This window comes from Gammaproteobacteria bacterium (assembly GCA_016195665.1).
Taxonomy (GTDB): domain Bacteria; phylum Pseudomonadota; class Gammaproteobacteria; order SURF-13; family SURF-13; genus JACPZD01.
This window is the reverse complement of the sequence record JACPZD010000035.1, coordinates 88,326-107,266: the sequence shown is the minus strand read 5'-3', so window position 1 is coordinate 107,266 and position 18,941 is coordinate 88,326. Positions and strand designations below refer to the sequence as shown.

The window sequence follows — 18,941 nt, the reverse complement described above, 5'->3', positions numbered from 1 at the left end:
TTACTGCATTGCGCAGCTATTTTCCTTTCTATAACCACAGTAGAATGCACTCATCTTTAAATTATGTGTCACCCGCGAAGTATGAAATTCAATTCGCTTAATCAGGTGTCAATTTTATTGGGGGAAGATTCCGCGCCAAAAGCGGCGCGCCCCTCAGCTTAGACGTTATGTGCTTGTGAGCACTGGAGGCGCATGGCGAAGCTTTACATCATAGGGAATGGATTTGATCTGTGGCACGGACTGCCCACCGGTTACGATCGCTTCTATACATTCGCCAAAGAAATGCTCGACGAGCTTGAGAACTACTATTCATTTGATGTGGCTCATGTGGGGCCGTGGTGTGACTTTGAAAAGTCCCTCGGTTGTTTTGATTGGCTTCAGTTCTATGAAGCTCATAACCACATAGATGTTGCATCTGAAAGCTTTAGGCCAAGCGAAGTGTATGGTTTGGAAGATGATCTTACTGAGCAAGCTGATCATCATGTGGAAGCAATCAGAGAGTCCTTCCGGGAGTGGGTTGAAGGAATCGATATTTCAGTTGCTGAGATGAAGCTGGCATTCCCTCAGGACGCCAGCTTCATCACCTTCAACTACACATCCACGCTCCAATCTATATATGGGATAAGTGATGAAAGGGTATTTCATGTACACGGACGAGCCGACAAGTTTGATGATCTGATTTTTGGGCATGGCGGAAGCATGGAAGAGGAGCCAGAACTGGATGAGAACGGCGACAGTAACCGCACCATGTTCTCTGACGCTGAAGGTGCGGCTAAGTATCCTTTTTATGCCCTTCAAAAGCCTGTGAGTGAAGTGTTAGAGAAGAATCGCAAGCTTTTCGATTCAGTAGGTCACGTCAGCGAAATTATTGTAGTTGGTCATTCGCTCAACAAAATTGATTTGCCATATTTCGGCAAGTTGGCTGCGTGCGCCCCAAATGCTCGGTGGCTAGTGTGCTGTTATGAAGAAGCGGACGAAGTTCATCACGTGGAAGAGTTAGTCAACTGCGGCGTTCGGCGTGAGAGCATCCGGACGTGCACATATGCGGATCTACAAGACGAACATCATCATGGACGCACATAACTACGCCATCAACGCGGACAGTGAAAAGCGGCGCTCCTTCGTCGCCCCGCCTTTCACTGCCGGTTATGGCGAACGTTAGGGAGCAAGAGAAACCACAATGACAAAGAAAGTACATTTTCTCGCTGGCCTGTTGGCAACATTCACTATCGCCACCTTCTTTCTGTCCACGATCCTCGCTGAGTTGTTCGGTTCTCACCAAGCTGTTGCCACAATCAAAAATCTTATTGTCGTTCCGGGTCTGTTTGTTCTCGTCCCCGCCATTATGGCCACCGGTGGCAGCGGTTTCGCTCTCTCAAAATCCCGACAAGGGCGGCTTGTTGAAACCAAGAAGAAACGAATGCCCTTCATTGCGGCAAACGGGTTATTGGTCTTGGTTCCAGCCGCGATCTTCCTCGACCGTTGGGCTTCTGCGGGCACCTTCGATACAACATTCTATTTAGTTCAAGGCGTGGAGCTTCTGGCCGGGGCCGTGAATTTCACGCTCATGAGCATGAATATCCGTGATGGTTTAAAAATGAGTGGGCGTTTCCGTGTATCCCAAACAACTGCTCCCTAACATTGCGTTCGAGCGGGACGCGCCAAAAAGCGGCGCGCCCCTCAGCTTGCACGTTGGGCCTCTTGAAAAGCCACAGCACACACATTGACAGTATGTAGCCGACCGGCTACATTTGGTTCATGATCGAAATCCGCAAGACAGATGTCTATGTTCAATGGCTCGATGGCCTGCGCGACATCCATGCGCGGGCTCGCGTTCTTGCGCGGGTTGAACGCTTGGCAGCCGGGAACCCGGGAGACGTTAGGCCCGTAGGTGAAGGCGTCTCGGAGATGCGGATTGATTACGGCCCCGGTTACCGGGTGTATTACAAGAAGCCGGGTAGGGTGGGCAACATCTTTTTGTTTGCCCACGCGTATCGAATGAACGTGATGCATGATGGACGGTGAATTTTATAGTGTCGGATTCTTCGGTTACCGCGCGGGCACAAAAACCGTGCCCACCCTACTATGAAAAAAGTGAAAAAAAAGGTCAAAAACCGGGGTAGCTCAACTTGACCCTTTCCTGCTCTCTTGACAATATAAACAATATTGTTTATATTTTACTTGTATTGAACGAATGGAAGGCCTATGAAACAAAGCGCGTTCAAGCGGTGGCTCGCCGCCCAAGGAGCAACATTCAAGCAAGGTTCAAACCACTTAAAAGTCTATTTGAACGGCAGGCAGAGCACGCTGCCACGGCATCCAAGCCATGAAATAGGCGAAGGTCTGAGGCAGGCAATCTTGAAGCAGTTGGGATTGAAGTGAAGAATGCGCCAAAAGGGGATGTTTACCGCAGGGAGGCGAGCTGAGTGTGCTTACAACTTGATGGAGAGAAAGATGCGTTACCCTGTGAAAATCAAAACCGATGGTAAAGGCTGGAGGGTATCGTTCCCGGATATTCCCGAGGCGTTGACCTCTGGAGGAACCAAGGAAGAGGCGTTGGCAATGGCAAAGGATGCGCTGGAAACGGCGCTGGACTTCTATTTTGACGATAAGCGCGAGGTTCCTTCGCCGTCAACGGCAAGGCGTGGTCAGCCCGTTATCGAGTTGTCGGCCAGCACGTCGGCCAAGGTGTTGCTGCTTAACGAGATGGTGCGCCAAAAGGTACGTCCTGCGGAACTCGCGCGCCGCCTGCACACTACCGCCCAAGAGGTCAACCGATTGACCAATGTAAGGCACACCACGCGCATTGACGGTATCGCCGCGGCCTTGCGAGCCCTTGGCAGGCATCTCGATATGCGTGTGGTCTGACTGCACAACAAACGTGCCTACAAGAGGACACACATTCGTATCAATGCTCGCCCGCACGCTTGCGCAACTCCACTCGCTGATGACCAACCATGTCCATATCCTGGCCACCCCGAATCGAAGGTAGGACGATGGACAGTCATCACCGGATAAAGGAAGAAACAGACCGGAACAGACCGGGGCCAGCAGACCGGGGCCAGGTCTAGCTAAGTAGCATACTCGTGCGCTGATGCGGGCGTTGTGATTATTGCTGGTGACAGCTACTTGTTTGCGCAATAGGGGCTAGGTCTTGACATCACTGTTTCCGCCTACCACCAACTCACCCAATGGAACAGCAGTGCCTTGAGCTACGACCCGAACGGCAATCTCTTAAGCGACGGCAGCGGTAGCGTGAGCGCCAGCTTCAAAGGGAAGTAGAGGGTCAGGGGAAACAGAGGGTCTTGCCCCAACACACGATGGAATGGAAAGGGGTCGAGCAAGGTAGTCCGGAAGGAGTGAATCGGATTCCGGGATTCGATGAATGAGCGCTGTGGCTATGGCTCTCTCGGAATCTCCCCCGCCTGTAAATCCCGCCTTTTATGAATGACCGCCAGGATGTCGATATGGGTTGCCTTGATCTCGTAGAGGATGCGGTAAGAGTACAGCGACAACTCCCGGACCGCCTCGTCGTCGAGCTCCGGCACTTGCGTCCCAGGCGGGGTAATTCGTCGAGCAGAATGGTCTTGCGCACCAGGGCATCCGACACGCGCTTGGCGTAGAGCGGAGAATCCTGGGCGATGTAATCGTGAATATGGCGAAGTTGAGCTATGGCGTGTGCAGTCCACTTCACCATGATTGAATATTTCGCAACACCTGTTCGGCGGGCGTGGTCTTGCCTTTCTCGACGTCTTCCTGACCGCGGTGGATATTCTCCAGCACATAGAGCCGGTACATGATCTCTTCCATGTCCACGTCATCGGGCAGGTTGGCGATGGCGTTAATGGCGTCTTTCTTTAGGGGTTCCATAGTGACCTCGACCTTTCCAAAGAGTGGATCTTTCTTAGCCGCTGCTGGTAGTAATACAGTATGAATAGTTGACCACAGGATTTCAAATCATGGTGTGCGGCTATTGGCTCGCGGTCAGGAGTTATTCATGTCCTACGAAAATTTTCCGTGGTTCAAGGATGTGCCTGTGGGAAAAATCCTAAACGTTGATGAGCCAACACCTGGGCACTATTACTGGCCGGAATTGGGTGTTGATTTGACCGAAGAAAGCAATCTCGCATCCCGAACGGTTTCCACTGAAAGCAAAGTAACGCACAACAACCGGTTGGCGGACACAAGGGGTCGCTGTTGTCCCCTAACCATGTGTCCGTGAAATCGGGTATGCCTCACGAATAAATTCGCGCCTGCTTGCGGGGCCTTTCCTGATCTCGTCGAAGTCTGTACTGAGCGAAGGATGACGGTGTCAGGTCTTGCATGAACGTACGATAACGGTGTCGCAGAATAAGGGCCGGGTTTTGACATCACTGTTTCAGCACCTGGCGAGGTAGCTTGGAGGGAGTGAAACGGTTTCGGGATTACTTCTTCTGCAAAAAAACCTCCGGTTCAATGTGCGCCTGTTTAAGGATTGCTCGCAGCGTGCCCTCGGGCATGTCGCCGGGATGGTTGGGGAGGGTTGTGTAGTGGTTGGTTTGGGGGTTGTACCAGATTTCATGGCTGCCTGCGGCCTGGCGGTCGAATTCAAACCCGAACCGTTTTAGCCGCTTGACGATCTCGCGATAACGAAAACCTGCCAGCCGCCCCACTTAGCCACTCACCACCAGGGGATAGTCGAAGGAATCCCCAGCTTCTTGGAGATGGAGCGGCCCTTGGCGTTCGGTCTGTGCCTCCAGGAGTTTCTTGGCCACATCACGGGCAATCTCCAAGGTCTCGGTTACGGTGCGCCCTTGGGCCACCAAGCCCGGAAGCTCGTCCGATGTTGCCAAGTAGACGCCTTCCGGCAGGTGCTCGATGTGTAGATTGACGATCTGTTCCATACGTTAAACCTCCGCGTTAAACGGCCTTGTTCTAGCTATTCCTGTTTTACCTCTGACCCTGTTCCGGTTAGCCGGGGTTCTTCGGACCGCACGGTTTCTCTGGGCAGATAGGTCTCGACCTGCTGTGTCTCGGCCGGGCGCGCCAACGGAGGAGTTACAGGTGAAGGCATCACAGGTGGAGCAGGCTGTTCCGTGATCCGTTGTTCGGCAGGGGCCGTCGGCTCGAATGTATGCGGCGGTGCGACGCGCACTGGAGCCGTCGACGTACTACCGGCCGTTTCGGTCGCTCCCGGCATCCTGCCTCCCGCGACACTGGTACGTCCCTGTACGTCGGAACTGCTTTCTACCTGCGGCCGATAGGTGGATGTCTCGGCACGGGGTATGCCTTGCCCCTCAGATGACACCAGGGTGTCTGAGCTGCGCCGCTCCTGTGAGGATGATGTCTCTACGGGTGCGGTGGATGGATCGGCGCCGGCTGTCTTTCTGGCCTGTGTCGAGCCATCGGAAGGACGCCGGCGTCTGCCGCCACGCCGTCCACGCCGTCCGCTTTGGGGTCTCTCGCTGGGCTGGGCGGCGACTTCAGGAGCAGCGGTGGGGACGGGGGCGGCGATAACCTCAGCCGCTTCCGGCGCCTTGTTCTCTGCAATGATGCGTTCCTCCTGAGGGCGAGCCTGACGGGGTCTATCGGGTCTGCGTCCCTCTTTGCTTCCGCGCTCGCCGTTCTTCTTGCGCCCTTGTTGTCCGCCGCGCCGCGCCGCCTGTTCGTGACGGGCTTGTGGGGGGCGTTCGCGCTGTCTCTCTACGGGAGCGCGGGCCACTGGCGTTGCCGCCGGAACTTTTTCGGGTGCAGCAGTTCCGGCCGGTTTGCCCAACAGGCCGAACAAGATCTGCTTGAGTAAACCGGGTTTGGCTGCTGGGGCGGCAGTGTAGTCCGGGCGCACGGGCATGGGTGCGGGCGGCACGATGCCTCTTACTGCGGGCTCTTCGGCCGCTGCCTTTTGCACGGGGGCCATCATCTCGGTGGCTTCTTCGATGGGAGTCGCCAGTTCGTAACTCGGTTTGGCGGCCTCTTCGCTGGGCATGTCCTCCGCGCGGATACGCTTGAGTTCATAATTCGGCGTCATGAGATCCGTATTCGGCACCAGTACGATGCTGATCTCGTGACGTTTTTCGATCGCGCTCACCGCGTCGCGTTTCTCGTTCAGTAAGAAAGTGGCCACGTTGACCGGCAATTGCACCTCAACCCTGCCGGTGCTTTCCTTCATCGCCGCTTCTTCAATAATGCGCAACAAGGAAAGCGCCGAAGATTCAACCCCGCGGATGGCGCCTTGGCCGTTGCAACGCGGGCAGACGATCTGGCTGGTTTCACCGAGTGAAGAGCGGATGCGTTGCCGCGACATCTCCAGCAGACCGAAGCGCGAGATCCGCCCGACCTGGACGCGGGCGCGATCCGCCTTGAGCGCCTCCTTCAGGCGTTCCTCGACCAGGCGCTGATTGCGCGCCGGGGTCATGTCTATGAAGTCAATCACAATCAGCCCGCCGAGGTCGCGCAGCCGCAACTGACAGGCGACTTCATCGGCGGCCTCGAGGTTGGTGTTGAGGGCAGTCTCTTCGATATCCCCGCCGCGAGTGGCGCGCGCCGAGTTGATATCAATCGAGACCAGCGCTTCGGTGCGGTCTATGACGATAGAGCCGCCGGAGGGCAGGCGCACGTCGCGCCGGAAGGCCGATTCGATCTGACTCTCGATCTGAAAACGGGTGAACAGCGGGATGCTGTCCTGGTAGAGTTTGACGCGATGGAGGTTATGCGGCATGACATGCTGCATGAACTCGACGGCCTCATTGTAGACCTTCGGGTCGTCAATCAGTATCTCGCTGATGTCTTTGCGCAGATAGTCGCGGATGGCGCGGATGACGACATTGCTCTCCTGATGGATCAGGTAGGGGGCCGGCCGCGGCTGGGCGGCCGCCTCTTCAATCGCCTGCCACAGGCGGATCAGGTAATCGAGGTCCCACTGCAGTTCCTCGGCGCTCTTGCCGAGCCCGGCGGTGCGCACAATCATGCCCATGCCTTCGGGCACCTGCAGCGCGTTCATCACGTCTTTCAGTTCGCTGCGCTCTTCGCCCTCGATGCGCCGCGATACGCCGCCCGCGCGCGGATTGTTCGGCATGAGCACGAGATAGCGTCCCGCCAGGCTGATGAAGGTGGTAAGCGCCGCGCCCTTGGTGCCGCGCTCCTCTTTTTCGACCTGCACCATGATCTCCTGGCCCTCGCGCAGCAGATCCTTGATGCCGCGGCCGGGGATATTGGCCTGGGCAGGGTTGAAATAGCTGCGGGAGATTTCCTTGAAAGGCAGGAAGCCGTGGCGTTCGGAACCATAGTCTACAAAGGCCGCCTCCAGACTGGATTCGATGCGGGTGATCTTGCCCTTGTAGATATTGGACTTTTTTTGTTCCCGGGTAGAGGTCTCGATATCGAGATCGTATAAACGCTGGCCATCTACGAGCGCTACGCGCAACTCCTCGGGTTGAGTTGCGTTAAATAACATTCTCTTCATTGTGGTAATCCTTCAGCGCTCGACCGCATCCGTGGGGTGCCGGGTCGTCGGACTGCCGATTAAGGTGTACAATGCCTCACGATGCGAGTCGCATGGGAGGTCTGTTGGTATTGCACCACACCTGGTCGGCTGTCCCATTAGACATGGGAACGCATTCGTTATGGTCGCTCTTTACGGGGTGAGCGAAGTAAAACCCTTTATCGTATCCCCATCTATAGCAAGGCGCGGTAGGGTTACACCGCCGCATCGCGCTGACCAGTCGGTCGGGCGATTCTTGGCAGGCAGAGAGTACGTTAGTCCGTGTCGCCTGTCGCCGCGCTGTAGGAAGGTATCTAACCTTGCATCCGCGTCTGGCGTAGGGCCCAAAACCAAACCTAACTGTTTAGTTCTGTTCATATAGTATCTCAAAAATGCGTGAGCCATGCAAAAAAGAGCCCACCCCTGCCCAGTTCGTTGAGATCAGCGCCATGCAGGCTGGGCAACGTATTGATAATTATCTGGTTTCTCGCCTCAAGGGCGTGCCGCGCAGCCTGGTCTACCGGATTGTGCGCAGCGGAGAGGTACGGGTCAACAAGGGCCGCATCAAGGCCGGTTACCGGCTGCAGGCCGGCGATACCGTCCGCATCCCCCCTTTGCGCCTGAGCGAGGAGGGAGGTACGTCCCAACCGGGCGGTCAGTTTCTGGAGCGGATTCAATCGAGCGTGCTGTATGAGGATGACGAACTGCTGATTCTGAACAAACCTGCGGGGATAGCCGTACACGGCGGCAGCGGGGTGAGTCACGGCGTGATCGAGGCCTTGCGCATACTGCGCCCCGAGGCCCCGTTTCTGGAACTGGTGCACCGCCTCGACAGGGATACCTCGGGCTGCCTCATGATCGCCAAACAGCGCGAAACCCTGCTCAATCTGCACATGCTGCTGCGCGGGGGCGGGGTAACCAAACACTATCTCGCCCTGGTCAAGGGCCGCTGGCGCGGCAAGGGCCGCATCATAGATGCGGCGCTGCGCAAAAACCTGATCGAGTCCGGCGAGCGGCGGGTCAAGGTCAGCGAGGAAGGCAAGGAGGCCCAGAGCCTGTTTGAACCCGTGACCCTCTATGCAGAGTGTAGCCTGATGCAGATCCAACTGATGCAAGGGCGCACCCATCAGATCCGCGTGCACGCCGCGCACGCCGGGCATCCCATCGCGGGTGATTCCAAGTACGGCGACCCCGACTTTGACCGCCACATGAAAGGCCTCGGTCTCAAGCGCATGTTTCTGCATGCCCGCAGCGTGGCGTGTCAACTCTCCAACGGCCGCAAGGTGCATGTGACCGCGCCGTTAGGCGAGGATTTGCAGGCGCTGCTAAAGCGATTGGATGAAGGTCGTACTCAGTAATATGCGCTTTCCTTTACTGGTGTTTGATTGGGACGGAACCCTGATGGACTCCGAGGCCCGTATCGTCGGATGTCTGCAGGCAGCCGCACTCGATGCCGGGCTGCCCGCTCTCGATGAAGCCAGGGCCCGGAATATTATCGGCCTCGGTCTGCGCGAGGCCTTTTATGCACTGTTCCCGGATGTCCGCGAAGATCAGCACGCGCGCCTGGCCGCGGCGTACCGCCACCATTTTTTAGGGAGCTCCGAGATTACCTCGGATCTGTTTCCAGGCGTTGCCGAAACCTTGACCGCGCTGCGCGGGCAAGGCTATCTGTTGGCCGTGGCCACGGGCAAGGGCCGGCAAGGCCTCAACCATGTGCTGGAACAGACCGGGTGCACAAGCTTATTTCACGCCTCGCGCTGCGCCGATGAGACGATCTCCAAACCCCATCCGCAGATGTTGCTGGAGATCATGGAGGAGCTGGGGGTGGAGCCCGGTCGAACTCTCATGGTCGGCGATACCGAGTATGATATGCAGATGGCCAAACAGGCGGGCGCCGCCGCGCTCGCGGTGAGCTACGGCGTGCACAGCCGCGAGCGGCTGCTGGGACACGGGCCGCTCGACTGTCTGGATCGGATCAGCGATCTGCCTGTCTGGCTGGCAGAACGTCAGATATCTGATTAAAAAAAGTGCTTCACCGCAGAGGACGCGGAGGGATACATAAAAATAGCTTGTTTCTCCTCTGCGTCCTCTGCGGTGAAGCTTTTTTCAACTTGATAGATAGGAATGACTATGTCCGACAACGAACCGGAAAATCGTCCCGTACCGCCCCCGGCTTCAGAACCATCGAAGGAAGCCTGGGAGCGTAGTCTCGTTCAACGCCTGGTCTTTGCGGCCTACAACGAACAACGGCGCGCGCGCCGCTGGGGCATCTTTTTCAAGTCGCTGGCGTTCATTTACCTGTTCGCCTTGCTATTGATCTACCTGCCTAAGGAAACGGGCATAACGGTGGGCAAGCACACCGCCTTGGTGGACGTGCAAGGCGTCATTGCCGATAACGCGGAGGCCAACGCCGACACCATCAACGCAGGGCTACGCGCGGCCTTTAAGGACAAAAATACCGCCGGGGTGATTCTGCGCATCAACAGCCCGGGCGGCAGCCCGGTGCAGGCCGGCTATGTCAACGACGAGATCCGACGCCTGCGCGCCAAGTATCCGAACATCCCTTTATACGCCGTGATTACCGACATCTGCGCCTCGGGTGGCTATTATGTCGCCGCGGCGGCGGACAAGATTTACGCCGACAAGGCCAGCCTGGTGGGTTCTATCGGGGTGCTCTCCGACGGTTTCGGTTTTGTCGGAACAATGGAGAAGCTCGGCGTCGAGCGGCGCTTGCTGACGGCGGGGGAGCACAAAGGCTTTCTCGATCCGTTTTCGCCGGTTAACGAAGATGAAGTCAAGCATATGAAGAACCTGCTGGGCGATGTACACAAGCAGTTTATTGAGACCGTCAAAAAGGGTCGCGGCGATCGCCTCAAGGAGGGTGCAGATCTCTACAATGGTTTTATATGGACCGGAGAGCAGGGCGTGAATCTTGGTCTGGTGGACGGCTTGGGCAGCAGCAGTTCTGTGGCCCGCGAAATTATCAAAGCCGAGAATATTGTGGACTTCACCGTGCGCGGCCGCTATCTGGATCGTTTGATAGACCGGCTAGGCGTGAGCACGATGCAGTCCCTCTCCTCAGTGCTAGGCCTGCAAGAGCGGACGCCGAGTCTACGTTAGATGACGATTGCGGTCACTTATCTGCTCGCGCCTTATTCGCCAGGTCTTCCATCAGTTCGATCTGGATGCGCTGTATCTCAAGCAGCCGCTGCCACTGTCGCGTAAGCAGGAGATCAATCTTACCGTTGAGATGGCGTATTTCCAGTTCCGCCTTTAGGTTCACCTGATAATCGTGTTCGGATCGCAACCGGTCCTTCGACTCCTGCCGGTTTTGACTCATCATAATGACGGGCGCCTGCAGGGCGGCAAGACACGAGAGTACCAGGTTGAGCAGGATGTAAGGATAGGGGTCGAACGGCTGCCGCAACAACGCAGCAGTATTGACGGCTAGCCACGCTACAATGATAACGCCAAACAAAATAATAAAACGCCAGCTCCCCCCGAACGTTGCGACCCGGTCGGCGACCCGCTCACCCAGTGTGAGTCGCTCGTCAAACTGGATATTGATGTTTTTGGCGAGAAGTTCATGCTCGCGCAGACTTTGCACGACTTCCGACTCAAGGTTTGAGAGCTCCCCCTTTTGGAGTTCGAGCACATCCTCGACATATTCCGTCCTGAAGTGATTGAGGCAATCCAGGCAGATGAGATCGCGCTGGCTCCAATCCGGATGCTTTCTGTGTATCAACTCCGCCACCGGGGCATACACGAGTTCGCCGTGGATGGCCTCGTTCAGCGGCTTACGCTGCTGACATACGGGGCAGGTAAATTCATGATCGGGGGTCATGTCACTACTCCGGTTGTCAAGAACGGGTTTGACAAATTTTGCTCGCCCTTCAACGCTCCCTGTTAGCTCGCGCGCGCCGCCAACTGCGTTTTTTCCAGTTCCACGCCCTGGCTGTGCAGATAATCGTCATAGTTGCCGCTGAAATTGACCACACCCTGCGGCGTCAACTCGATAATGCGTGTCGCCAGTGACGAAACGAATTCGCGGTCGTGGCTGACGAAGATCAAGGTGCCGGGATAGTTATCCAGCGCCGTGTTAAGCGCCTCGATGGACTCCATGTCCAGGTGATTGGTGGGCTCGTCCATGACCAGGACATTGGGCTGCTGCAGCATCAGTTTTCCGAACAACATGCGCCCTTGCTCGCCACCGGAGATTATCTTTACTGATTTATTGATATCGTCCTGAGAAAACAACAACCGCCCCAAGGTGGCGCGTATCATCTGCTCATCGTCACGTTCTTTCTTCCATTGGGTCATCCAATCTAACAGGTTCATGTCGGTGGCGAAGTCGGCGGCGTGGTCCTGGGCAAAGTAACCGATACTGACATTTTCAGACCACTTGACCATGCCGCTATCCGGCTTCAGGTCACGAACCAGGGTGCGCAGCAGGGTGGTCTTGCCGATACCGTTGGGGCCGATCACGGCGACGCGCTCGCCCGCCTCGACCATCAGGTTAAGGTTGCGAAACAGCGGAGTTTCATCATAGCCTTTACTCAGTCGCTTCACTTCCAAGGCCAAACGATAGAGCTTTTTCTCCTGCTCGAAACGGATAAAAGGGCTGACCCGGCTTGACGGCTTGACGTCTTCCAGCTTGATCTTGTCAATCTGCTTGGCGCGCGAGGTCGCTTGCTTGGCCTTGGAGGCGTTGGCGGAGAAGCGGCTGACGAAGGTCTGCAACTCCGCGATCTGAGCCTTTTTCTTGGCGTTGTCGGCAAACAACTGCTCGCGGACCAGTGTTGCGGCGGTCATGTATTCGTCGTAGTTGCCCGGATAGATGCGCAGCTCGCCATAGTCCAGATCCGCCATATGCGTGCAGACACGGTTCAAAAAGTGACGGTCGTGGGAGATGATGATCATCGTGCTGCCGCGTTCGTCGAGCACCCCTTCCAGCCAGCGAATGGTACTGATATCGAGGTTGTTGGTGGGCTCGTCCAGCAGCAGGATCTCAGGATCGGCGAACAAGGCCTGCGCCAGCAACACACGCAGCTTCCAGCCCGGCGCCACCGCGCTCATCAAACCGTTATGCTGCTCCACTGGAATGCCGACGCCCATCAGCAATTCACCGGCGCGCGCCTCGGCGGTATAACCGTCCAGCTCGGCGAAAGTGGCTTCCAGTTCGGCCACCTGCATGCCGTCTTCCTCGCTCATTTCCGAGAGCGAGTAGATGCGATCGCGCTCCTGCTTCACGCGCCACAGTTCGGCGTGGCCCATGATGACGGTATCCAGCACCGTGTAATCCTCGAAGGCGAACTGATCCTGGCGCAGCTTGCCGAGGCGCTCGTTGGAGTCCACGGAGACGTTCCCCGACGAGGGCGCCAAGTCACCGCCCAGTATTTTCATCAGCGTGGACTTGCCGCAACCGTTGGCGCCGATCAGGCCGTAGCGGTTACCGCCACCGAATTTGACCGAGATGTTTTCGAACAGGGGCTTGGCCCCGAACTGCATGGTGATGTTGGCTGTAGAAATCAAGATAGTGTTCCAGAAAATAAAGTTAACAAAAGAGCTTTGCTAAAGCGTGAAGGGCTGCGTATCTGCCTGCGTGTAACCGCCAGGCTCAGGAATATGTATATTATCTCACAATTACCGCCGCACCGCGACCCGCATGAGGCTGTCAGGCCATGCCGGTTGGGCATGGATTGAATATGGAACTCAAGGCTGCAAATCGGGTATTCTTCAAGCCTCCACGTAGTGCACCGCCACAATAACAGCGACCCTATGGCCCTTAAAGCAACGATCTTCAAAGCCGAGCTGCAAATCGCCGACATGGACCGTCATTACTACCACGATCGTGCGCTCACTCTCGCCCGCCACTCATCGGAAACCGACGAGCGCATGATGGTGCGACTATTGGCCTTTGCGCTGCACGCCCATGAAGCATTGGCGTTTGGTAAAGGGCTGAGTGCCGACGACGAGCCCGATCTCTGGCAAAAGGATTTAACCGGCAACATCGAAATCTGGATAGACGTTGGTCTGCCCGACGAAAAACGTGTTCGCAAAGCCTGCGGCCGCGCCAGACAGGTATTTATATACAGCTATGGCGGCCGTAGCGCCGACATCTGGTGGGATCAAAACGGCAGCAACCTCGAACGGCTCAAAAACCTGACCGTGCTAAACCTGCCGGTGGCCGCAAGCATTGCCTTGGCGAAGCTGGCGCAGCGCAGCATGCAGTTGCAATGCAGGATTCAGGATGGACAGATTTGGCTGGCCGACAAGGATGCTACAGCGGAGATCGAGCTGGAGACAGTAAAAACCCCATAGCACCTGCGTATTTTTCAGGGTTTGCACAATTCCACTTTGCCATCCGCCGACACGCCGTCGGCAGCGAACAGCGTCTTGCCCGCGCCGCCGCTTTCGCAAACGCCTGTCAATTTGAGCAGTCGGTTCGGCTCGACAAAATCACCGGTTAGTCTAAACCCAAACTGTTGCATGTGATCACTTTTGCAGTGAAGCAGTGAAATAGCAGGTGCAGCTCGGATGGAGTGAAACACAATCCGGGGTAATAACATTGACATCGCTGAGCATTTTCCCTGGATTTCGCTCTGCTTCATCCAGGCTACGCTCGCTTATATTTCAGGATCTCCTATGCCCCTCTACGTCCTACTCTGCCTCTTGCGCTACTGAAGAGCTGTCAACAATCTTCGGAAGGTTCTCAGCGATGGCTAAAATGGTGGATGCTGCCCCGCGAGCGGCCATGCGACGAAACTCATCAAAGAACTCCGCTATGCCATTTCCGTTCGTTTCCCTGACGAGGCGAAGTGCGTGTTCATAGCCGAGCATAAGGATTCGCATTCCAAGAATGTACTTCTCCGTCATCACGTCTTTGGCAATATCCCCTCGGGCCTGCATCTTGTACTTCAAATGATAGACGTTGTCATAGTTAATAAAGTAGATAGACCGGCCGTCCCCCAGGTCATGAACAGTCCCGCCATCCTGGTCCGTGAATCCGTCCGGCCATACGTCGCTCTCTTGATCACCCACTTTGCGGCCATCCTTGGTAAGAAGCTTGTGTTTCGGTAGGCCGTGGGTCGGGGCAATATCGCCGTCGCCTTTGTGATCTTCGCCCTTACCGCCCTTGGGCTCTGTCGGCATTTTCTTGACTTTCGGCTTCACTGGCGCGGTCTCTTCATCCGTAATGCGAATAGTGAGTTCATCCTCGACGGGTAACGGTATCGCCGGGTCATGCAACCCGATATGGAATGTAAAAGTGTCTCCCGCCTTTAGCTTTGCCTCAATCGGATCGAAGTAAACTGTCAAACGGCCATTGTGGAGTTGAGTACGGAGGGCGAATCGGGTTGTAATCTCATCCGGCAGGACGAGTTGTCCCTGATTATCGGCACGCCCGAGATAGCCGTTCTCGGCATCCGTCCGAGCGGCAATAGGACGCGTGCGGTTGATCGGTAAATCGATTCCCTGGTCGCGAACCTTTTCTTCAAGACGTAAAAAGGTAGGACTGTATTTGCCTTCAAATTCACCCTTGCCTTCGTCATGGCCATTTGTTCCTCCGCTGGCCGGCAACCGAATGATCGGGTCTTGACCCGTGAGCAAGTTTGCCAATGTCGGGTCCTTATCAACCAGCTTTTGGAAGAGGTCGTTACGCTCGGTCTTGGCGGCACTCTCCATCTCTTCGCGGGCCACCTTGATCTGCAATTCCTTGAGTACTATTGATTCTTTAATGGTTGCGGTTACGAGTTCGCGATAACGCTCGCCGACAATCGTATTCCGAATATGCTCGCGATCTCCCTTCCAAACATCGTTGTGTGCCGAGAAGCTGAGATTACTAGCATCAACGATGACAACGACGCGATCTTTCAGCGCCGGAAAGCCGCAATCGGTCAGGTACCCGCGTGTCTGCTTGAACTGCACCTGGCCGTTCAAGGCATGAAAAACGCGGTTATTTGTATTGCTCGGTTTGAGCCAATTCGGCAGTTTTCTCTTTAGCGCGATAGCGCTGATCGAAATCTCTCCCAAGTCGGGGTCTTCGATCTTCCCGACTGTGAGCCTGCCATCGGCGGCTATTTCGTGGTCGTCGGTGTCATCGTCAGCCTCCGAGGAGCTCCCCTCCTTATGCGAACGCAAGAGCAGGAATTCCATCCCGTAAAAAGGGCGAGGATCGATCCCCTCTGCACGTTCGCCGCCTCGCGTTGGGTCCGGCTTCTGCCGAAAGTCCAGCAAGCGGAACGGCAGGATTGTTTCAACGAGATTTTCGTTAAGCGCCTCACGTGGACCGCGAAAACTCAAAAACCTCGAGCCGACTTGATAATCATAGAGCTTGATGATCGTGCCGGTTGCGATATGCACGCCGTCATAGCGTTTTCCATCGCCACGATGGAACGGATGCAACAAATCGGCTTCAAATGACGGAATCGAACCGTCCGGCAGGACGAAATACTCGGCTATCGGCATGCCTTCGCCAGGTCGGCGACGCATGAGTGTCCAGCCCCACGGGGTCTTGCCGTCATAGCGTCGCGAGACTATCAGCTTAAACCAGCGTCGCCCGCAATAACCGAGGACGCCGGAAGAACCCATGTTGTACTTGCCCTGTACGAAGGGGATGCTTCGCTTGTTGCCTTCGCTCAACGACAGAAATGTCTTCACGAAATCCTGTGGCTTTTGCCCCTCGCCGTTGTCGACGAAGGTATAGCAAGGCAAACCCTCTTTTTTGTTCTTCGCACCGGCAACACCGATAACAAGATTTTTCGAGGCAAACTCCCGCAACCAAGGATCATTCGGATCAAGGTTCACGAGCTTGCCGCCTTGTAGCGGCTTCACTAACTTATCGACCGCTTCGTACATCGTGCGGGGTGCATCCGGCCCCTTCGGGTCTATCTTCTTCAGGTAAGCATGCTTCATCAGCACCGCATCGACCATGTTGGTCATCAACTCGGTCAGAGCTTTGCCGCCATCCGATGCCTGGTTGGATGTGATGTTGAAATTGGTTTCTCTGCCATCGAGAGGCTTCCAATTCGAAGCTTTCCTAAATTCCGAAACCTCCTCAATAATTGCTTGAACCGCCGTTTCGGATTCCGCTTCAAGCAGTTGTAGACATATTTCTTTTAATTTCATACTCTTATGGTTCCTTACTGTTTTATGAATTGCCTATTCCAGCGTGAACTGCACGGCAGCTCCCTGGCGCTTTCGTGCAAGTTCAAATTTCTTTCTAGATGCACTTAGCTCATCCTGAAGCGCCTTGAATATCTTCTGTACGTCGTCTTCCGTATAGTCGTAATTTGATTTATTGGATAGGTTACCGACAAGTTGTATTGCTTTTAGAGCATTTGAAACACGCTTGGTGGCTAATCTAACGAATTTTTCTCGATCTTCTTGGCGCATAAATTTCCTGAATTTATAAAGTACTAGTACATTTTTATAATATACTAGTACTTATAACATTACAAGCAATGTAAGAAACTTTTTTCACTGTGTCGGATTCTAGCTATAGATGATCACATGGCATTGATTCGGAAAGTATTTTCGTATGCAGAGTTGTATACTTAAATATATGTGAATATACTTAACTATATCCCATATGGATGCGATAATGCCTAAATCGCTCAACGATAAGATCTATTACTCAGCTCATGAAACTGCACAAGCTGTGGGCATCTCGAAACCCACCTTGCTGCGGTGGGTTAAGCAACAGATCGTTAAAGACTCGGCCAAACGGGAGCGCAATGGGTGGCGTCTCTTTACCGAGAATGAAGTTGAGACGATCCGTAAGTTCGCGCAGTCTGCAAAGTGAATAAGAACCTCATGGCCACGAGATCGGAAACAAAGAAGGCCCGAACCTCGACTCCTCCACGTTTCCTGGCTGTCGATTTTTTCTGCGGCGCGGGCGGTACAACGCGCGGTCTCATTGACGCCGGCGGCTATATAATAGCCGGGATCGACAAGGACGAACGGTGTCGCTCAACGTACGTCGATAACAACAAGAACAAAACGCTTGATCGCCTTAAGCCACGCTTTATGTCATACGACGTTTTCCCCAAGACACGCCGCTACGCGAACGGTCAACAGGAAGGGCTGTTGGCGGAGTTGGAGGAACTAATTCCGACTTATCGCAGGACGGCAAAGGGCGTTCCCTTGCTGTTCGCCATCTGCGCTCCATGTCAGCCTTTTACGCGGCTTTCGCGAAAGGAATTGAGTGAAGAGCGCAAAGCGGGGCGGCGACGCGACAGGAACCTTCTCGGTGAGGCCACTAAGTTTGTCAAAAATTTTCAGCCGGAGCTCGTCCTGTCGGAGAATGTCCAAGGCATCCGCGATCCGAAGTACGGCGGCATTTGGGATGGTTTTCGCAAGGGACTCGAAGCCCTTGGTTACGTCACCGGAACCAAGGTTGTTTGTACTTCGCGTTTTGGCGTTCCCCAGTTTCGGAGGCGCTCTATCTTAATTGCAGCCAAGCGCGAATTCGTAAAGCCGGAGCGTTTTTCCGATTTGCTAGGGGAAGAACTGCTTGTGCCGGAAAACGACCCCGACAGTATGCTCGTGTCAGTGCGCGCGGCCATCGGTCATTTGCCGCCGATTGGGGCGGGGGAACACCATCCCGATATTCCGAACCACCGCACTCGCGCGCTCAGCGAACTGAACTTTCGTCGTCTTGCCGCGGCAAAACCGGGCGAATCAAATGCCTATCTCGAAAGCACCCCGGACGGTAATCTTTCCTTGGAGTGTCATCGCAAAGTCAACGAGCGCCTCGGAAATCGCTGTTTCAGCGATGTCTATACGCGAATGTACCCCGACCGCCCCTCACCGACGATTACGACAAAGTGTCATAGCATTTCGAACGGGCGCTATGGGCATTACGATACTAAACAAGTTCGCGCGCTCTCAATGCGCGAGGCCGCGATCTTGCAATCTTTCCCGGATAACTATGTTTTCTACCCGCTGGATCAGTTGGAGCCCGTGGCGCGGATGATCGGTAATGCTGTGCCTCCCAAGCTGGCCGCTTTCTTCTCGCGTTACCTCGCTCAATCGGTTGATCCTACTCTGGTGAAGCGTGCGCTGAGGCGTCGAGTACCTGCAATCGCTTAATTAACGCACTCACGCCGCGCTCAAGTGCGCACTGCCAGATCACGACAGGTTTCCATCCGGTGGCCCTAAGGGAGGCGCGGTTCCGGCGGTCGCGACGGATATTGCCGTCGATCTTCGTATTCCAAAATTTGAGGTTTGACGTTGGTCGTTTCCCTCGCGGACATGAGTGTCCGTGCCAAAAACATCCATGCACAAAAACGACTGTGCGGAATCGCGGTAACACAATATCCGGTTTTCCGGACAGGCCCCCGGCATGAAGCCGATAACGAAACCCAGCGGCGTGCAGACGTTTGCGAACAAATATCTCTGGCAGCGTATTAACGCCACGAACCGCAGCCATCATTCGAGAGCGTTGCGCTACCGTCACGCGGTCAGTCATTGATTTAGGTAA

General features: G+C 55.3%; 22 protein-coding genes. 11 read left to right on the top strand and 11 right to left on the bottom strand.

The genetic code is table 11. The annotated features are described in order from the left end of the window. Positions 1–192 precede the first annotated feature (192 nt). The 5 genes from HY028_09660 to HY028_09640 all read left to right on the top strand — a co-directional run bounded on the left by HY028_09660 (position 193) and on the right by HY028_09640 (position 2,868). Positions 193–1,083 (top strand): bacteriophage abortive infection AbiH family protein, encoded by an 891-nt coding sequence (locus HY028_09660; GenBank protein ID MBI3345100.1) that lies wholly within the window; start codon positions 193–195, stop codon positions 1,081–1,083. Positions 1,084–1,180: 97 nt separating this feature from the next. Then, positions 1,181–1,639 (top strand): hypothetical protein, encoded by a 459-nt coding sequence (locus HY028_09655; GenBank protein ID MBI3345099.1) that lies wholly within the window; start codon positions 1,181–1,183, stop codon positions 1,637–1,639. 119 nt (positions 1,640–1,758) lie between these two features. Continuing rightward, positions 1,759–2,025 carry a type II toxin-antitoxin system RelE/ParE family toxin gene (locus HY028_09650; protein MBI3345098.1) on the top strand — a complete coding sequence of 89 codons (267 nt, stop codon included), beginning with the start codon at positions 1,759–1,761 and terminating at the stop codon, positions 2,023–2,025. A 180-nt stretch (positions 2,026–2,205) separates the two neighbouring features. Then, a complete protein-coding gene (locus tag HY028_09645) occupies positions 2,206–2,382 on the top strand; it encodes a type II toxin-antitoxin system HicA family toxin (GenBank protein MBI3345097.1) in 177 nt (58 codons plus the stop codon). 72 nt (positions 2,383–2,454) lie between these two features. After that, entirely contained in the window at positions 2,455–2,868 is a 414-nt protein-coding gene (locus HY028_09640) for a type II toxin-antitoxin system HicB family antitoxin (protein MBI3345096.1), read from the top strand. A gap of 418 nt (positions 2,869–3,286) precedes the next feature. On the opposite strand, the gene HY028_09635 is transcribed toward HY028_09640, so the two are convergent. The 5 genes from HY028_09635 to rne all read right to left on the bottom strand — a co-directional run bounded on the left by HY028_09635 (position 3,287) and on the right by rne (position 7,441). Further along, a complete protein-coding gene (locus HY028_09635) occupies positions 3,287–3,697 on the bottom strand; it encodes a type II toxin-antitoxin system RelE/ParE family toxin (GenBank protein ID MBI3345095.1) in 411 nt (136 codons plus the stop codon). Continuing rightward, complete coding sequence (locus tag HY028_09630) at positions 3,691–3,870, bottom strand: hypothetical protein (GenBank protein ID MBI3345094.1); 180 nt, start codon at positions 3,868–3,870, stop codon at positions 3,691–3,693. The genes HY028_09635 and HY028_09630 overlap by 7 nt, the downstream gene beginning before the upstream one ends. 554 nt (positions 3,871–4,424) lie before the next feature. Further along, on the bottom strand, positions 4,425–4,652 hold the full coding sequence (locus HY028_09625) for a type II toxin-antitoxin system HicA family toxin (protein MBI3345093.1): 228 nt from the start codon (positions 4,650–4,652) through the stop codon (positions 4,425–4,427). Further along, positions 4,653–4,883 (bottom strand): type II toxin-antitoxin system HicB family antitoxin, encoded by a 231-nt coding sequence (locus HY028_09620; GenBank protein ID MBI3345092.1) that lies wholly within the window; start codon positions 4,881–4,883, stop codon positions 4,653–4,655. Between the two features lie 35 nt (positions 4,884–4,918). Further along, on the bottom strand, positions 4,919–7,441 hold the full coding sequence (gene rne, locus HY028_09615) for a ribonuclease E (GenBank protein ID MBI3345091.1): 2,523 nt from the start codon (positions 7,439–7,441) through the stop codon (positions 4,919–4,921). 410 nt (positions 7,442–7,851) lie between these two features. Here rne and rluC point away from each other — a divergent pair, with 410 nt between their 5' ends. The 3 genes from rluC to HY028_09600 all read left to right on the top strand — a co-directional run bounded on the left by rluC (position 7,852) and on the right by HY028_09600 (position 10,579). Beyond that, positions 7,852–8,817 carry a 23S rRNA pseudouridine(955/2504/2580) synthase RluC gene (gene rluC / locus HY028_09610; protein ID MBI3345090.1) on the top strand — a complete coding sequence of 322 codons (966 nt, stop codon included), beginning with the start codon at positions 7,852–7,854 and terminating at the stop codon, positions 8,815–8,817. Between the two features lies 1 nt (position 8,818). Then, positions 8,819–9,481 (top strand): HAD-IA family hydrolase, encoded by a 663-nt coding sequence (locus tag HY028_09605; GenBank protein MBI3345089.1) that lies wholly within the window; start codon positions 8,819–8,821, stop codon positions 9,479–9,481. A gap of 102 nt (positions 9,482–9,583) precedes the next feature. Beyond that, positions 9,584–10,579, top strand: a complete 996-nt coding sequence (locus HY028_09600) for a S49 family peptidase (GenBank protein MBI3345088.1) — start codon at positions 9,584–9,586, stop codon at positions 10,577–10,579. A 13-nt stretch (positions 10,580–10,592) separates the two neighbouring features. Here the strand turns inward: HY028_09600 and HY028_09595 are convergent, their stop codons facing one another. Together HY028_09595 and HY028_09590 are read right to left on the bottom strand one after the other, a co-directional pair. Continuing rightward, positions 10,593–11,303, bottom strand: coding sequence for a DUF1003 domain-containing protein (locus HY028_09595; GenBank protein ID MBI3345087.1), 711 nt, complete (start codon positions 11,301–11,303; stop codon positions 10,593–10,595). A 62-nt stretch (positions 11,304–11,365) separates the two neighbouring features. Further along, complete coding sequence (locus tag HY028_09590) at positions 11,366–12,991, bottom strand: ABC-F family ATPase (protein MBI3345086.1); 1,626 nt, start codon at positions 12,989–12,991, stop codon at positions 11,366–11,368. A 246-nt stretch (positions 12,992–13,237) separates the two neighbouring features. On the opposite strand from HY028_09590, the gene HY028_09585 reads away from it, so the two are divergent. Continuing rightward, positions 13,238–13,780 (top strand): YaeQ family protein, encoded by a 543-nt coding sequence (locus HY028_09585; protein ID MBI3345085.1) that lies wholly within the window; start codon positions 13,238–13,240, stop codon positions 13,778–13,780. A gap of 14 nt (positions 13,781–13,794) precedes the next feature. On the opposite strand, the gene HY028_09580 is transcribed toward HY028_09585, so the two are convergent. The 3 genes from HY028_09580 to HY028_09570 form a co-directional block, all read right to left on the bottom strand. Next, entirely contained in the window at positions 13,795–13,950 is a 156-nt protein-coding gene (locus tag HY028_09580; protein MBI3345084.1) for an RNA-binding S4 domain-containing protein, read from the bottom strand. A gap of 169 nt (positions 13,951–14,119) precedes the next feature. Then, a complete protein-coding gene (locus tag HY028_09575; protein MBI3345083.1) occupies positions 14,120–16,585 on the bottom strand; it encodes a hypothetical protein in 2,466 nt (821 codons plus the stop codon). Between the two features lie 33 nt (positions 16,586–16,618). Continuing rightward, positions 16,619–16,852, bottom strand: coding sequence for a hypothetical protein (locus HY028_09570; protein ID MBI3345082.1), 234 nt, complete (start codon positions 16,850–16,852; stop codon positions 16,619–16,621). 208 nt (positions 16,853–17,060) lie between these two features. Between HY028_09570 and HY028_09565 the strand changes: the two genes are divergently transcribed. Continuing rightward, positions 17,061–17,261, top strand: coding sequence for a MerR family transcriptional regulator (locus HY028_09565; protein MBI3345081.1), 201 nt, complete (start codon positions 17,061–17,063; stop codon positions 17,259–17,261). Further along, entirely contained in the window at positions 17,258–18,550 is a 1,293-nt protein-coding gene (locus tag HY028_09560) for a DNA cytosine methyltransferase (protein MBI3345080.1), read from the top strand. Before HY028_09565 ends, HY028_09560 begins: the two co-directional genes overlap by 4 nt. Here the strand turns inward: HY028_09560 and vsr are convergent. Next, entirely contained in the window at positions 18,501–18,929 is a 429-nt protein-coding gene (gene vsr / locus HY028_09555; GenBank protein MBI3345079.1) for a DNA mismatch endonuclease Vsr, read from the bottom strand. The two genes, HY028_09560 and vsr, sit on opposite strands and share 50 nt — an antisense overlap. Between the last annotated feature and the right edge of the window lie 12 nt (positions 18,930–18,941).

Coding starts and splice junctions, on each gene's coding strand:
- HY028_09645 (MBI3345097.1), top strand. CDS start 2,206: ATGAAACAAAGCGCGTTCAAGCGGTGGCTCGCCGCCCAAGGAGCAACA.
- HY028_09580 (MBI3345084.1), bottom strand. CDS start 13,950: ATGCAACAGTTTGGGTTTAGACTAACCGGTGATTTTGTCGAGCCGAAC.
- rne (MBI3345091.1), bottom strand. CDS start 7,441: ATGAAGAGAATGTTATTTAACGCAACTCAACCCGAGGAGTTGCGCGTA.
- HY028_09640 (MBI3345096.1), top strand. CDS start 2,455: ATGCGTTACCCTGTGAAAATCAAAACCGATGGTAAAGGCTGGAGGGTA.
- HY028_09655 (MBI3345099.1), top strand. CDS start 1,181: ATGACAAAGAAAGTACATTTTCTCGCTGGCCTGTTGGCAACATTCACT.
- HY028_09575 (MBI3345083.1), bottom strand. CDS start 16,585: ATGAAATTAAAAGAAATATGTCTACAACTGCTTGAAGCGGAATCCGAA.
- HY028_09570 (MBI3345082.1), bottom strand. CDS start 16,852: ATGCGCCAAGAAGATCGAGAAAAATTCGTTAGATTAGCCACCAAGCGT.
- HY028_09620 (MBI3345092.1), bottom strand. CDS start 4,883: ATGGAACAGATCGTCAATCTACACATCGAGCACCTGCCGGAAGGCGTC.
- vsr (MBI3345079.1), bottom strand. CDS start 18,929: ATGACTGACCGCGTGACGGTAGCGCAACGCTCTCGAATGATGGCTGCG.
- rluC (MBI3345090.1), top strand. CDS start 7,852: ATGCGTGAGCCATGCAAAAAAGAGCCCACCCCTGCCCAGTTCGTTGAG.
- HY028_09595 (MBI3345087.1), bottom strand. CDS start 11,303: ATGACCCCCGATCATGAATTTACCTGCCCCGTATGTCAGCAGCGTAAG.
- HY028_09565 (MBI3345081.1), top strand. CDS start 17,061: ATGCCTAAATCGCTCAACGATAAGATCTATTACTCAGCTCATGAAACT.
- HY028_09650 (MBI3345098.1), top strand. CDS start 1,759: ATGATCGAAATCCGCAAGACAGATGTCTATGTTCAATGGCTCGATGGC.
- HY028_09605 (MBI3345089.1), top strand. CDS start 8,819: ATGCGCTTTCCTTTACTGGTGTTTGATTGGGACGGAACCCTGATGGAC.
- HY028_09635 (MBI3345095.1), bottom strand. CDS start 3,697: ATGGTGAAGTGGACTGCACACGCCATAGCTCAACTTCGCCATATTCAC.
- HY028_09660 (MBI3345100.1), top strand. CDS start 193: ATGGCGAAGCTTTACATCATAGGGAATGGATTTGATCTGTGGCACGGA.
- HY028_09600 (MBI3345088.1), top strand. CDS start 9,584: ATGACTATGTCCGACAACGAACCGGAAAATCGTCCCGTACCGCCCCCG.
- HY028_09585 (MBI3345085.1), top strand. CDS start 13,238: ATGGCCCTTAAAGCAACGATCTTCAAAGCCGAGCTGCAAATCGCCGAC.
- HY028_09630 (MBI3345094.1), bottom strand. CDS start 3,870: ATGGAACCCCTAAAGAAAGACGCCATTAACGCCATCGCCAACCTGCCC.